This is a genomic window from Sphingomonas radicis (assembly GCF_051400635.1).
Lineage (GTDB): Bacteria > Pseudomonadota > Alphaproteobacteria > Sphingomonadales > Sphingomonadaceae > Sphingomonas.
This window is the reverse complement of sequence record NZ_JBLFFG010000002.1, coordinates 758,910-771,145: the sequence shown is the minus strand read 5'-3', so window position 1 is coordinate 771,145 and position 12,236 is coordinate 758,910. Positions and strand designations below refer to the sequence as shown.

Here is a 12,236-nt window from a genome sequence, read left to right as displayed (position 1 = left end):
ACCTAGACTCGCGCGCCGCTTGCGCCATGTGGCAGGACGTTCACGATCCAGCTGTCGTCAGGATCGACGCGATCGCGTCTTCCGCCAACCATCCCGACAGTCTCGACCTTGGCCGCACGGGCGTGCGTGTGACCGCGTTTCCGGTCGCCGGCGGAGATCTCCAGCTGCTCCTGAGCGAGGGATCGCGCCACATCCGGCTCGCCTTGCGCAGTGGCAGTCTCTTCGAAGGACCGGTGCGTCTTCGGTACGCCCTTGAGGGCCTACGCGACCTCGAGCCCAGGCTGCTGACCTTGCGTCGGCTCGCGGGTCTCTGGCGTCTCGGCTATATGCCCGCCCAGCTGTTTCCCCGGGATCGACGCGCGCCGCGATGGATCGCGTTCTTGCGCGCGATCGACGCTCTGCACGCCGGAGCCGCCCAGCGCGACATTGCCGTCGCGCTGTTCGGTGCCGATCGGGTTCGGAACGAATGGCGCGGCAGGTCGGACTATCTCAGGCTGCGAGTCCAACGGCTGGTTCGCAGCAGCGAGATGATGATCCGCGGCGGCTATCTGCAGCTCGTCGCGGAGCGGCCAAGCGTCTTGGTCACTGACGTTGATTGGGACGAAGCTCAACCGGCCTCGTGACGTAGTGGCGTTAACGATCCGTTTACCTTCTCTCTTCACATGATACGTTGATCCTCAAGGGTCGCGTTGCAGGGGGCAGTCGCAGTGTGCTCGCGTGGGCTTGATCAATCCTGCTTAGGCGCGAGCGCAAATCGGTATTGCGATAGCGCAAGCGGTCTTTCCGCATCTGTCGCCCCGGCGCCGATGTTTATCTCGTGTTGACCCGCTCAAGGTGCGCCAAGTCCAGCGACTCCTACGAGCGCGGGCGGTGCATGCGGACCGCAAGTGGCCTCAAGTCTGACCAGAGGTCAGTAGTGCAATCAATTGGCAACCAGTCGGAGGGGGAACTGCTGTGAGCAGTTGAACATCGCGGCCGCGGATGCGCAAAAGAGGCTTTGCTCATAACGGCAAGGCTCTTTTGGGCGGCGGCCGTTACTGAGCTGACAGCGAGAAATCCTGCGAGTGCGGGAGAAAGTCGAACAATCAAAGTCGAGCGCTGCGGCCTCGGCTGTTGGATGGTTGTTGCCTACGATATTAGCCAAATTTACTATATCTATACTGAACAGTTCGTCTCATTTTATTCAAATCCCTAGTTTTTTTATTTGATCAATGTTCAAATTTCGGGAGTATTGTTCGTGTGTTTCGAATCGGGACGCCGGAACGAGTAAAGGGGTAGCAGATGGCTAAGAAGGCGGAGACGGCGGTGGTCGGGAAACGGGAGCAGGTGAGTCGCCCGCGCCGTCACCTGACCGTGCTTGCGGCAGTGGCCGGGATCGTGGTTTCCAGCGGAGCGGGCGTTTCTGCCGGGGCGCGGCAGGCGGCGCCCTCGTCCGCCGGGATGTTTCACGAGCAGGCTACCAAGCTCGGCGTTAAGACCTGCGCCGGGCTGTATTCGGCCCTAGGCGGCCTGGTTGCTCAAGGCGCGGCTCATGCGGTCCGCACCGAAACCGACAAGCGATCCCCGGATACCCACATCGTGCAAGGCGCAGTGGGAATGACCTACGATCTGCCCGAATTGAAGGGTCAGGCGGCCGGGGTCGTCATTGCCGCGCCGCGGGGCCAGGGTTGCGAGGGGCAGTTCGTAAGGGTCGCGCCATTTCAGAAGCCCTGCCAGCAGGTCGTCAGCTATTTGCCAGCGGGAAGCGTCCCTGTGACCAATCTGTCCGGGGTTCCGCTTTATGAGATCGGCGGCGGCCAGGGGCAGGCAATGCTGATCACGAGCGGCGCAAGCTGCGTCGTCGTCACCATCACGACCGGCACGCAAGGTCCATAGCGGACTGGAGGTCGCCGTTCTCCTCCGGCGACGGCTCCACCGTACTCGTCAAGGTAATCCAATTCACGGGCGTCGCCGCGCGTAGCGGGCGGCTGCGCCCATTTCACCTGCTCGATCCGCATCGGGACCGGGCCAGTCAAAGGGGTATATGTCATGGTCGAAGTCCAAACTGCATCGAACGCACGCCGCCGCGCCAGCTTCGCGGGGAATTGGATCAACGGCATGGACGGGGGCAACTGGTCGCAGCGGCGCCGGCTGATGAGAGTGCTGCGCCAGGCGCACCGGGTGCTCGGCGTGAAGCGCGAAAGACTCGGTTTGGGCGGGCTCGGTTTCGGCAGCAGGAGCGTGAGCGGTCTCTTTGCTGGTGTCGGCGTCGTGGCCCTTTCGACTTCCATCGCGGCGCCTGCGCTGGCGCAGAACTATACAGCTGGTGGCGGTGTGGTCGCGACGGCGAACGGCTCAAGTATCGCAATTGGCTGCGGCGCCCATCCGGCGACCGTTACCGCAGCCTCCGGTACAGCGTCGGGCGCCACCGCGATGGGCTGCCGGGCTGAAGTCAGTGCACCGGGCGGAACGGCAATCGGCTCGGACGCGACCGCAAGCGGGCAGCGCGGAGTGGCGGTAGGAATCAATGCGACGGCTGCCGGTCTGGATTCGGTTGCCCAAGGCACGAACTCAAATGCAGGTGCTCAGAATGCCGTCGCTCTCGGCTTTCAAGCGACCGCGACCACTTTAAACTCCATCTATCTCGGCTCGCGTACGGCGGCGGGAACAGGTGCGCTGGCGCAGAGCGCTATCGCAATCGGCACGGACGTGACGGCATCTCAGCTCGATTCGATCGCGATGGGTCGCCAGAGCCGGGCGACTGCACGAGACGCGATTGCACTAGGGCATCTGGCTAACGCCGGCGGGATTCAGAGCACCGCGCTCGGGTATCTTTCAAATTCGAGCGGCCTGGAAAGCACGGCCATCGGTTATGACGCCCGGGCAACGGCCGTTAACGCCACCGCGCTGGGCAATCAGGTGCACGCGCTGGCAGAAGGCAGCATCGCCATCGGCACCCATAACGCCGGGGATCATGTTGACGCTGCATCCACTAGAGGCATTTCAATTGGATTCTGGTCGTCAGTCACAAATGCACCCTCTGGTATTGCCATCGGAGATAGCGCCAACGTCTCATCTCTGAGGGGTGTCGCGATTGGAACAAGAGCGGCCGCCACCGGCGCGAGCGGCTCAACAGCTGTTGGCGTGGATAGCACGGCCTCCGGGACAAATGGCGCCGCATTCGGCTTTGGTGCAAACGCCGCAGGCTTGTCGGCTACGGCCTTGGGACAAGGCGCCAACGCCTCAGCGGATTTCGCTACATCGGTTGGGCGAGCGGCCAGGGCTCAGGCAGTCAATTCCACCGCGCTTGGCGCCCTGGCCACTGCGAGCGGCCTCAATTCGTTAGCGGTTGGTACCAGTGCTTCCGCAAGCAATGATGAAGCCATCGCCGTCGGCGCCCTGGCCGTTGCCAATGGTCAGCAGACGCTCGCCTTGGGCAACAATGCCACTGCGCTCAATTTTCAGTCGGTAGCGATCGGCAACGCTACCAACGCCGACGGCAACAGCGTCGTCGCGATAGGCACGAACGCCAACGCGACCAATTTTGCAGGCATTGCGCTCGGTCTGGATAGCGTCACCGACGGCAACAGCACCATTTCGATCGGGCGCGGCGCCCAATCCCATGACTTCGAATCGGTCGCGATGGGCCGCGCAAGCTCGGCCGCGCTCGCCGGAACGGCGATCGGCGCGCAAAGCGTCGCCACGGGCGACAGCTCGACCGCTCTGGGCCGCGCGGCGAGCGCCACGGGAACCCGCGCGACCGCGATCAGCCTCGGAGCCAGCGCAACCGGAGAGCAGGCGACCGCCGTCGGCTACCTTGCCGACGCTTCGGCTCTCAACGCAATTGCGATGGGTAGCACTGCTGTCGCCGATGCCGAAGATGCGGTCGCGATCGGCACCGCAGCGGTCGCCACTGGCGGCAAGGCCGTGTCCATCGGCGCGGGCAACACGGCCTATGGTGACGGCGCGGTCGCGATCGGCGATCCGAGCTATGCCAGCGGCACCGGCGCGTTCACCGGCGGCGCGAACAACATCGCCAACGCCGACGGCACGGCGACGGCTACCGCTGCCAACATGGCGAGCGGCGCGGTCGCGATCGGCAACAGCAATGTTGCGGCCGGGCAGGGCTCGGTCGCGCTCGGCAACGACAGCAGCGCGCTGGCGGTGGGTTCACTCGCCTTTGGTGACACGGCCGTCGCCAACAACGCGGGCGACGTGGCGTTGGGCTCGGGTTCGGTGACCGCGGCGCCGGTTCCGACGGCGAACACCGTTATCGGCGGCATGACCTACAATTTCGCCGGCACCTCGCCGACGAGCGTCGTCTCGGTTGGCGCAGTTGGCGCGGAACGCCAGATTCAGAACGTCGCGGCGGGCCAGATCAACGGCGGATCGACCGACGCGGTCAACGGCTCGCAGCTCTTCGCGACCAATCAGCAGGTGACCCAGAACACGACGGACATCGCCAATCTCAACACCACGGTGACCAACATCAACACCGGCGCCGGCATCAAATATTTCCACGCCAACTCGGTGCTGGCCGACAGTCAGGCGCTGGGCACGGACTCCGTTGCCATCGGCCCGAATGCGGTCGCCAACAATGCGGGCGACGTGGCGCTGGGCAACGGCTCGACGACCGCGGCTGCGGTGGCGACCACCGGAACCACGATCGGCGGCACTGCCTATACCTTCGCGGGGACAGCACCGACGTCAACGGTGAGCGTCGGCGGGGTCGGTGCGGAACGTACGATCACCAATGTTGCCGCTGGCCGGCTCGATGCGAGCTCGACCGACGCGATCAACGGCTCGCAGCTGTTTGCGACCAACAGCCAGGTGACGCAGAACACCACCGATATCACCAATCTCGACAGCCGCGTGACCACGGTCGAGGGCAATGTCACGAACCTCGACGGCCGTGTGACGAACATCGAGGGCGACCTCACCAGCATCAACAATGGCGGCGGCATCAAATATTTCCGCGCCAACTCGACCGAGCCCGACTCGCAGGCATTGGGCACGAACTCGGTCGCGATAGGACCGAACGCCATCGCCAATAACGCGGGCGACGTGGCGCTGGGCAACGGCTCGACAACAGCGGCGGCGGTGGCGACCACCGGCACGACCATCAACGGTTCCGCCTATTCCTTCGCCGGTACCGCGCCGAGTAGCACCCTCAGCGTCGGGGCCGCCGGGGCCGAGCGGACCATCACCAATGTTGCGGCGGGTCGCGTCGATGCAACCTCGACCGATGCGGTGAACGGCTCGCAGCTGGCTGCGACCAACCAGGCCGTGAACAGCCTGGGCACCCAGGTGACCCAGAACACCACCAATATCGCAAATCTGGACGGCCGCGTGACGACGGTCGAGGGCGACGTCACCAATCTCGACGGCCGGGTCACCACGGTGGAAGGCAATCTCACCAACGTCGGCAACACGATCACCAACATCGCCGGCGACACCTCGACGACCTACACCGACGCGAACGGCGACGGCATCCGCTACGCCCGCACCAACGAGGCGGGCCTGGCCGAAACCGACGCCTTCGCGCAGGGCGTGGGCTCGACCGCGCTCGGCTATCAGGCGAATGCAAGTGCCGCCAATGCCGTGGCGCTGGGCCGTGACACGGTAGCCAGCGTGGAGGGCTCGCTCGCACTGGGTTCGGGCTCCGTTGCCAACCGGGCAGTCGCGCCGGCCTCGGGCACGATTCCGGCGGGCACCGGCTTCATTCCGTACAACACCAGCGACGCAACGCTGCTCGGGTCGGTGTCGGTCGGCAATGCGGCGACCGGCGAATATCGCCAGATCACCAATGTTGCCGACGGCACTCAGCAGCAGGATGCGGTGACGATCCGCCAGCTTTCCGGCGCGCTACAGGCCTTCGCGGTGACCAGTACGCAGTACTTCCACGCCAACTCGACCGCGGCGGACTCGCTGGCGGTCGGGGCGGAATCGATCGCCGTCGGCCCGACCACGGTGGTCAACGGTGACAATGGCATCGGCATCGGCAACGGCGCCGTCGTGCAGATGACCGCCCCTGGCGGTACCGCGATCGGCCAGAATGCCGAAGTGGGCGAGGAAGACGCGATCGCGCTCGGCACCAATTCGGTCGCGAACGGCGTCCAGTCGGTCGCGATCGGCCCCGGCGCCAATGCCAGTTTCTCAGGCAGCGTGGCGCTTGGCGCCGGGGCAGTGACTGTCGTAGGCTCGCGCACCGGCTACACCGCCTATGGCCTCGCTGCGCCGCAGAGCTCGGCGGGCGAAGTGTCGGTCGGTGCCGCGGGCGCCGAGCGGCAGATCACCAATGTCGCAGCGGGCTCCGCGCCGACCGACGCGGTAAACGTTAGCCAGCTCGATGCCGTTGCCCAGAACGCCACCAACGCGATCAGCAACCTCGACAACCGCGTGACCAACGTCGAGGGCAGCGTCAGCCAGCTCGATGGGCGCGTCACGAACGTCGAGAACCGGACCACGGCGGTCGAAGGCGCCGTGACCAACCTCGACAACCGCGTCACCAACATCGAAGGCAGCGTCACCGACCTGCAGGAGAGCATCAACAACGGCACGGTGGGCCTGGTGCAGCAGGCGGGGGGCTCGAGCGCTCCGATCACGATCGGCGGCATGAGCGGTGGCACCACGATCAACGTTGCGGGCAGCGGCGGCGATCGCACCATCTCCGGGCTGGCGGACGGCGTCGCCGACAATGACGCGGTGACCGTGGGCCAGCTGGCCCAGGCGATCACCCAGGTTGCCGCGAACGGCGCGCCGTTCACCTCGAACAACAGCGGCGGCTTCGCCCGGCCGGTCTCGACCGGCGCCAATTCGACGGCCGGCGGCTACGGTGCAGTTGCCAGTGGGGCGAACTCGACGGCTCTCGGCGTCAACGCGAGCTCGACAGGCAACAACTCGGTGGCGTTGGGCTACGGCTCGACCGACGACGGTCGCGACAACGTCGTGTCCGTCGGCGCGGTCGGTGCCGAGCGGCAAGTCACCAACGTGGCCGCAGGTACCCGTCCGACCGATGCGGTCAACGTGAGCCAGCTCAACCAGGGACTTGCCAACACGCTCAACCAGGCGAACACCTATACCGACCAGAGGGTGGCAGCCATCGCCTTCGATCTCGACCAAACTCGGCGCGACGCCTTCGCTGGCGCCGCGGGCGGGCTCGCGGCGGCAGGCCTTCCGCAGGCCTTTGAGCCTGGTCGCGGAATGCTGGCGTTCGGCGGCGGCACCTACGGCGGGCAGTCGGCCTTCGCCCTTGGCCTTTCGCGGGTCATGGACGACGGCAAGACGGTCGTGAAGGCAGGAGCGACCTACGACACCCAGCAACGGGCCGGCGCCAATGTCGGCATCGGCTTCCAGTTCTGATCCCTCGCGAACCAGCAATGAGATTCCTCAAGGAGGACGCAATGAAAACCACACTGCTCGCACTGCCCCTTGTCCTGGGGCTCACCACGGCCGGCGCATCCGCTGCAACCGACGATGCCGAAAAGGCTCCCGGCACCTATGTCGCCAAGGTCGATCCCACCGTCTTCAAGAAGAGGCCGCTCGAGCACAAGAAGCTCGGCGTGACCGTGAACCCCGCGGTGGTGCGGATGATCACGCCGGGGGTGGACAAGTTCAGCATCTATAATCTGATCGGGGCTCCGCACTTCAGCGAAGGCATCACGCGCCGGTGGAACTATGTGCTCTTCTTCCCGGCCGCGCCGGGAAGCATCGAGCGCGTGCGCTGCCGGATGGAAATCCGGTTCACGCGCGAGCGGGGTCGCTATAGCGTGACCGTGTCGGAGGTGATCTGGCAGGAGCAATCCTGCGCGGACCGGGTTGCGGCGGCTAGTTGACCCACGTTCCACACGCCGCGGGAAGAGGGGCGGCCGCCGCCCCTCTTCCCCACAGGATGTTCTGCTAGGGCGTAACCATGCGAAATATGATTCTTCTGCTGGGGTTGGCCGTATCGGCCGCTGCTACTGCAACGCCCCTTCCCACCAAGGCGCAAGCGGCGCGCCCGTTCCGGCTATGCGTCGTCGAAGAGAATTTGCTGGTCGCGCGCTCCCCGGTCGCGCCAAGGATCGCCGAGCGCTTCCAGCAGGTTCGTAATCGCGCCCAGCAGAGCTTCCAGGCCGACAACACCCGCCTGGAGGCAGATGCCCGCGCATTAGCAAAGATGCGCGCTTCCCTTCCCGCCGCCGAAGCCAGCCTCCGCGACCAGGAAATTGCTCGCCGCCGCGCGGAGCTTCGCGATCGTGGTGAGGAGATCAACCGCAATCTGGCCGCGCTTGATGCCGAGCTCACCAAGAACGTCGTGCAACTCGCCGCGCCGACCATCCGAACTGTCGCCGCCGAGCGCAGCTGTTCGGCCGTAGTGGCACGCAGTACCTTGCTCGATCTTGGCGACGCATCGCTCGACATCACGGCAGCGGTACTGAGCAAGATTGGAGCAACGCAGCCGCGATAGAAGCGAAGCATCACCGGGTTAGTCAGGCCGGCTCGGCGTTACAGTATTCCAGAAACTTGAGCGGATTAGGCGATCAGCTCCACGGTCTTGATTTCTCGTTAGTTATTGCGGCGGCTTTACCGGACCACCGGTCTAAAAGCTGTCAGGCGGTTTGCGGCCGAAGAGCGGTGTGAACAGCGAAGGGTGTAATCCGCCTGTCATGCTGAGCCGCTTAAGCGCAGCGCGATGGATGATCGGCGCAGCAGGATTGCCGCATGGGTGGCTCGGGAGATCCTTCCTCACGAGCCCGCAGCCCGTCGCTGGGTACCGGGAGCTTGGCCTCGAGCTCCGCAACAAGACGCCCAAGCGAAAGGTGAAGGCGAAGCTGCGGGAAAATCGCGTCCCGGCGACGGCGCCCAATGAGTGCTGGTCGATGGATTTCCTGTCGGATCAGCTATTTGACGGACGCAAGATCCGCGTACTCTCAGTCGTCGACAACTTCACTCGCCTGTCCCCAGCGCTCGATGTGCGGGCGAGCTATCGTGGCGCAGATGTCGTCGAGACGCTCGAGCGCGTGGCGCGGATATATGGGCGTCCGAAGCGGATTCGCCTGGATAATGGACCCGAATTTATCTCGAAGGACCTCGATCTCTGGGCCTACCAGCATGATATCGTGCTGGACTTCAGTCGCCCCGGAAAGCCTACGGACAATGCTTTTGCTGAGGCCTTCAACGGGCGCGTGCGGGCCGAGTGCCTCAACGCGTTCTGGTTCTTGAGCTTGGACGACGCGCGGGTAAAATGTGAGGCGTGGCGGCGCGAGTACAATGAACTGCGCCCACACAGCTCCCTCGGCAACCAAACCCCGATGGAGCGCGCTTTCATCCGGGCAGGCATGCCTGCCCGGATGAAAAAGAAGCCGGCTTTTCTCGCAATGGCCGGACCAGAGATGGGGTGAGGCCCAAGCAACAATGCACTAACAATCAAACCGGACCACTCAGTGGGGGCCGATCACTTGTCGTCGGCGCAGGTGGCGGTCTTGAGCTGAAGGCGCTTGCCGAGGCGCAGTCGCAATGGCGTTTCGTCGGCGTGGATTCTCCGCATCGCGCCAGGGGATCTTTGGATCGACTAGGAGGCAGTCGAACCATAGGATTTACTCAGATTTCGCATCACCAGGCCGATCAGGCGCCTTCGACTCCCCATTCATGCTCTGGGCGAACTTTTGCATCAGTCGCACCAGTTCATTGAAGTCACCGACTGACCATTCGCGGAACAGCTCAACCGCCAGCTTCTCGCGCGCGGCGTCGAGCGCGTCCGTCGCCGCTTTGCCCCTCTGAGTAATGATCGTCTCGCGCACGCGCTTGTCGGTCGACCCGGCTCGACGTTCGACGAGGCCGAGTTCTTCCAGGCGCGCCACCTGCCGGCTGACCGTAGTGTAGTCACGACCGACACTGGCGGCGAGATCGACCACGCCGATCGGTCCCTTGCGTTCGACGAACACGAGCAGCGGGAACAGCGCCCGCTCCAACGTCAGACCCGCCAATTCGAGCAGCTCATCATCGCGTTCCGGCCGGTTCATCACGCTCGCGATATCGATCAGCGCCAAATGGAGGGAGGGCATCAAAGCTCTGATATGTGTATCTTGCACTTTTTCTGTTGACATCCTTCGAGCCCCTCTAGATATGTGCATTATACATATGGAGGCTCAAAATGAAAGAGCTAAGCTCGCCGGTCGTGCTGATCTGCGGCGCCGGTGCCGCCGGTCTCACCCTCGCCATTGATCTTGCGCGGCGAGGCGTGCCGTTCCGCCTGATTGATAGGCTAGACTGCCCGTTTGCTGGCTCGCGCGGCAAGGGCATCCAACCCCGTTCGCAGGAGGTGTTCGAGGACTTGGGCGTGCTCGATCGCATAGTCGGGGCGGGCGGCATCTACCCGCCACTGCGCGAATATCACGACGACGGCACCTACACCGACACCCCGCTTGAGATCGAGCCGGCGACGCCGGCTGAGCCTTATCACTTCCCGCTCATGCTACCGCAGTTTCTGACGGAGCGGCTGCTGCGTGAGCGTCTTGCCGAGCTAGGTGGCAAAGTGGAGTTCGGACGTGAGCTGGTCGGCTTCGAACGGACCGAGGACGGGGTCGCCGCACGCGTCGCCGGCGCAACCGGCGAGGACCTGGTCCATACCCTTTACCTCGTCGCGGCTGACGGGGGGCGCAGCTCCATCCGCGAGGCGCTCGGAATCGACTTCCCGGGCAAGACCCTCGGCGCTCGTGCGATGGTCGCCGACGTCGTTCTGACCGGCGCCAGTCGCGATGCGTGGCACCAGTTCAATCCCGGCGACATGCGGCAACTGATGTCGCTGTGCCCGCTTGCCGGCACCGAGTTGTTCCAGATCCAGGCCGCGGTTCCGCTCGAAGGCGACGTGGACCTGTCAGTCGTTGCGCTCAACGCCATGGTGGCAGAGCGATCGGGCCGAGACGACATCCGCGTTCACTCCGTGTCGTGGGCCTCGGCCTACAGGATGAGCGCCCGTCTGGCCGGCCGCTACCGCGTCGGCCGCGTGTTCCTGATCGGCGATGCCGCGCACATCCACCCGCCAACCGGCGGGCAGGGCCTCAATACAAGCGTGCAGGACGCCTATAATCTCGGGTGGAAGCTGGGGGCGGTGCTGCACGGCGCGCCGGATACGCTGCTCGACACGTATGAGGAAGAGCGCCGCCCGGTCGCGGAAGAGATGCTGGGTCTCTCGACCCGCCTTCTGGATGCGCAGAAGCGCGGCTCGATGCGGCGCGGTCGCGAGGTCCACCAACTCGACATCGGCTACCCGGGCTCTTCGCTCAGCTTTGAATCTTCATCCCGGCCGGGTGTCCTGCTCGCCGGCGACCGCGCCCCCGATGCGCCGCTGCGCGGCGCCGCCGGGTGTGCCCGCCGGCTCTTCGACCTGTTCGCCGGCCCCCACTGGAGCCTGATCGGCTATGAAACCTCACGAGACATCGCCACGCCCCGAGCCGGCCTCCACGTCCACCACGTCGGCGCCGGACGCGAACTATCGGACGATGGCGGGTATCTTCGCGACGCCTATGGCCTTGCACGTGGCGAGTGGGTGCTGGTGCGGCCTGATGGTTATGTCGGCGCGATCCTCGGCTCGAAAGAAGCCGACGCACTCGAATCCTATCTCGTCAGCGTCGGCCTCCCGCCGGTGGGCCACGTTCATGGCTAAGCCGTTCACGGTCCGCACCTGGGCGACGCCGCCGACCATCGGCTGCTTCATGCTGATCGCGGGCACCGGGCTGCTGATCTTCTTTGGGGTCGAGACGGACCTGACCGCGGGCATCCATCGCTGGTTCTCGTGGTTGTTCCTGATTGGTGTTGCCGGCCACATCGTCGGCAATGCCCGCCCACTCCGAAACCATCTCAAGACCGAGTGGGGCATCGCCAGCATGGCGTTCTTCGCCACCGTCCTTGCCGTCTCGCTCTCCATGGCAGGATCGCAGGGCGGCTCCGATCTCGAAGAGTCCGTCAAAGATGCCTTGATCGACGCGCCGGTAGCGTCGTTGGCACCGCTGGTCCGCGCCACGCCGGCTGTGCTTGTCGCGCGTCTTCAGGCCAAGGGGGTTCCGGCAACGGGCAGCGAGACCATACGTCAACTCTCCGCGACACGCGGCATCGACGAGAGGGAGCTGGTTGCCTCGGTCTTCCTCGACGGGAAGAGCAAGTGAGCGCCCATGCCTTCGGGAAAGGCGGCTTATCGCGCAGGCTCCGTTCCGCCGGGTCAACGATCGCCCTGACTGCGCTCCTCGCAGGTTGCGCGACGCAACCTGCCTATCAGC

Annotated in this window: 8 protein-coding genes and 1 pseudogene; 8 read left to right on the top strand and 1 reads right to left on the bottom strand. The window is 64.8% G+C overall.

Annotation, left to right across the window (positions count from 1 at the left end):
- The first annotated feature begins 26 nt into the window (after positions 1-26).
- The 6 genes and pseudogenes from ACMGDH_RS10595 to ACMGDH_RS10570 form a co-directional block, all read left to right on the top strand.
- On the top strand, positions 27-623 hold the full coding sequence (locus ACMGDH_RS10595; protein ID WP_436827892.1) for a DUF2285 domain-containing protein: 597 nt from the start codon (positions 27-29) through the stop codon (positions 621-623).
- A gap of 658 nt (positions 624-1,281) precedes the next feature.
- Positions 1,282-1,875 (top strand): hypothetical protein, encoded by a 594-nt coding sequence (locus tag ACMGDH_RS10590; RefSeq protein ID WP_436827891.1) that lies wholly within the window; start codon positions 1,282-1,284, stop codon positions 1,873-1,875.
- Positions 1,876-2,028: 153 nt separating this feature from the next.
- Positions 2,029-7,341: a YadA-like family protein gene (locus tag ACMGDH_RS10585; RefSeq protein WP_436827890.1), complete on the top strand. Its 5,313-nt coding sequence runs from the start codon at positions 2,029-2,031 to the stop codon at positions 7,339-7,341.
- Between the two features lie 41 nt (positions 7,342-7,382).
- Positions 7,383-7,814, top strand: coding sequence for an outer membrane protein assembly factor BamE domain-containing protein (bamE, locus tag ACMGDH_RS10580; RefSeq protein ID WP_436827889.1), 432 nt, complete (start codon positions 7,383-7,385; stop codon positions 7,812-7,814).
- Positions 7,815-7,900: 86 nt separating this feature from the next.
- Positions 7,901-8,428 (top strand): OmpH/Skp family outer membrane protein, encoded by a 528-nt coding sequence (locus ACMGDH_RS10575; RefSeq protein ID WP_436827888.1) that lies wholly within the window; start codon positions 7,901-7,903, stop codon positions 8,426-8,428.
- A gap of 304 nt (positions 8,429-8,732) precedes the next feature.
- Positions 8,733-9,362, top strand: a pseudogene (locus tag ACMGDH_RS10570) (integrase core domain-containing protein); the annotation flags it as partial.
- A 195-nt stretch (positions 9,363-9,557) separates the two neighbouring features.
- Here ACMGDH_RS10570 and ACMGDH_RS10565 read toward each other — a convergent pair.
- The gene (locus ACMGDH_RS10565) at positions 9,558-10,067 is read right to left on the bottom strand and encodes a MarR family winged helix-turn-helix transcriptional regulator (RefSeq protein WP_436827887.1); all 510 of its coding nucleotides are present in this window, start codon (positions 10,065-10,067) and stop codon (positions 9,558-9,560) included.
- Positions 10,068-10,114: 47 nt separating this feature from the next.
- On the opposite strand from ACMGDH_RS10565, the gene ACMGDH_RS10560 reads away from it, so the two are divergent.
- Entirely contained in the window at positions 10,115-11,626 is a 1,512-nt protein-coding gene (locus tag ACMGDH_RS10560) for an FAD-dependent oxidoreductase (RefSeq protein WP_436827886.1), read from the top strand.
- On the top strand, positions 11,619-12,125 hold the full coding sequence (locus ACMGDH_RS10555; protein WP_436827885.1) for a hypothetical protein: 507 nt from the start codon (positions 11,619-11,621) through the stop codon (positions 12,123-12,125). The genes ACMGDH_RS10560 and ACMGDH_RS10555 overlap by 8 nt, the downstream gene beginning before the upstream one ends.
- Positions 12,126-12,236 lie beyond the last annotated feature (111 nt).

Bases quoted from the DNA above. Each gene is read 5' to 3' on its own strand.
- ACMGDH_RS10595 (WP_436827892.1), top strand. From the start codon at position 27: ATGTGGCAGGACGTTCACGATCCAGCTGTCGTCAGGATCGACGCGATC.
- ACMGDH_RS10590 (WP_436827891.1), top strand. From the start codon at position 1,282: ATGGCTAAGAAGGCGGAGACGGCGGTGGTCGGGAAACGGGAGCAGGTG.
- ACMGDH_RS10585 (WP_436827890.1), top strand. From the start codon at position 2,029: ATGGTCGAAGTCCAAACTGCATCGAACGCACGCCGCCGCGCCAGCTTC.
- bamE (WP_436827889.1), top strand. From the start codon at position 7,383: ATGAAAACCACACTGCTCGCACTGCCCCTTGTCCTGGGGCTCACCACG.
- ACMGDH_RS10575 (WP_436827888.1), top strand. From the start codon at position 7,901: ATGATTCTTCTGCTGGGGTTGGCCGTATCGGCCGCTGCTACTGCAACG.
- ACMGDH_RS10565 (WP_436827887.1), bottom strand. From the start codon at position 10,067: ATGTCAACAGAAAAAGTGCAAGATACACATATCAGAGCTTTGATGCCC.
- ACMGDH_RS10560 (WP_436827886.1), top strand. From the start codon at position 10,115: ATGAAAGAGCTAAGCTCGCCGGTCGTGCTGATCTGCGGCGCCGGTGCC.
- ACMGDH_RS10555 (WP_436827885.1), top strand. From the start codon at position 11,619: ATGGCTAAGCCGTTCACGGTCCGCACCTGGGCGACGCCGCCGACCATC.